Raw genomic sequence first — 1,115 nt, 5'->3', positions numbered from 1 at the left:
GGAGCACCCATTTCTCTTACAATGCCATTAACAAGCAAGAGATGACTTCGATATATTTCCTCCATTTTTGAAGGCTTATTACCAGAAGGTATTATGCTTGAAGCGCTATTACGAAAATATAAAATCGATAGAAATGATTACTTTGGTCAATTGATACTCGTTGGACGTGATGTGGTGGGCGCAGTCACTATTGAGGGACTAGGATGAAACACTGCCCTATTACCTATGAAATCATAAGTAATCAAGAAAACTATTCGCAACGTGGGTTACGATTGCTTTCACCTCAATTAAAAAACTTAGTCCATTAGAATTAAGTGCTGATGAGCAAAAACAAGAATTCCTGCAAGTAATACCTGTATGGCGTCAAATGATTGGTTTCAGCTATTTGTCTCAACAGATGCAGGAAAAATATCTCCATTTGTTAGATGAACGGTGTGAACGATTAGATTTTTAATTAAGAAGCAAATGTAATTGACCTATATTAAGTAACGCTAGAAGGGGTAGAATCGGATTTAGCCTGCCAACTCTATGAATCAAGATAATACTATGGGATAATTATTACCCAATATCAATAATATTTGTATACTTGAATGAAAATAAAAGCAATTTCTTTAATAATCTCTGTTTTTTCCTGTCGCTTTATTCGCTGGTGCTGCAAGTTGTCCTTTATCAAGCGGAATCAATGTACACACTTCAAAGCGAATTTTAAATATTTGTAAACACGGCACTGTAATTAAGACTTTTAAAGTGGCTCTCGGGTACAAAGGCGTCGGTAAAAAACGAGCAGGCGATAATAAAACGCCTATTGGTTTATATGGATTAGCCCATCCAAGAAAATCCAATCAATTTAAAGTCTTTATTCCAATTCTCTATCCGACTTCAAAACAACTCGCTTCAGGATATACAGGGAGAGATGTAGGGATCCATGGGCCGACTCAGTCATCTAGTTTGTTTGGTTGGTTAAATCACTTACCATACTCAACGCGTGGATGCATTGCTGTTGGCAAGAATAACTATATCGAGTATGTAGCTAATTGGGTAAGAGCTAATCCTGGAACCAAAGTTTTAATTATTTAAATTTAGATGAAATTTGATACCGCATACTTCACGCCCTA

The 1,115-nt window shown here is 36.3% G+C and carries 1 protein-coding gene and 2 pseudogenes; all 3 read left to right on the top strand.

All coding sequences use genetic code 11. The annotated features are described in order from the left end of the window. Positions 1 to 54: 54 nt before the first annotated feature. The 3 genes and pseudogenes from BN58_RS33035 to BN58_RS29600 all read left to right on the top strand — a co-directional run bounded on the left by BN58_RS33035 (position 55) and on the right by BN58_RS29600 (position 1,077). Positions 55 to 207, top strand: coding sequence for a HipA N-terminal domain-containing protein (locus tag BN58_RS33035; protein ID WP_156812382.1), 153 nt, complete (start codon positions 55 to 57; stop codon positions 205 to 207). Further along, positions 204 to 337: pseudogene (locus BN58_RS37560) on the top strand (type II toxin-antitoxin system HipA family toxin); the annotation flags it as partial. The gene BN58_RS33035 and the pseudogene BN58_RS37560, both read left to right, overlap by 4 nt. A 253-nt stretch (positions 338 to 590) precedes the next feature. Next, positions 591 to 1,077, top strand: a pseudogene (locus tag BN58_RS29600) (L,D-transpeptidase family protein). Positions 1,078 to 1,115 lie beyond the last annotated feature (38 nt).

The organism is Legionella tunisiensis (assembly GCF_000308315.1).
In the GTDB taxonomy this organism is placed as follows: Bacteria; Pseudomonadota; Gammaproteobacteria; order Legionellales; family Legionellaceae; genus Tatlockia; species Tatlockia tunisiensis.
Note: the sequence above shows the minus strand (reverse complement) of the source record. Positions and strands in the feature narration are given on the sequence as shown.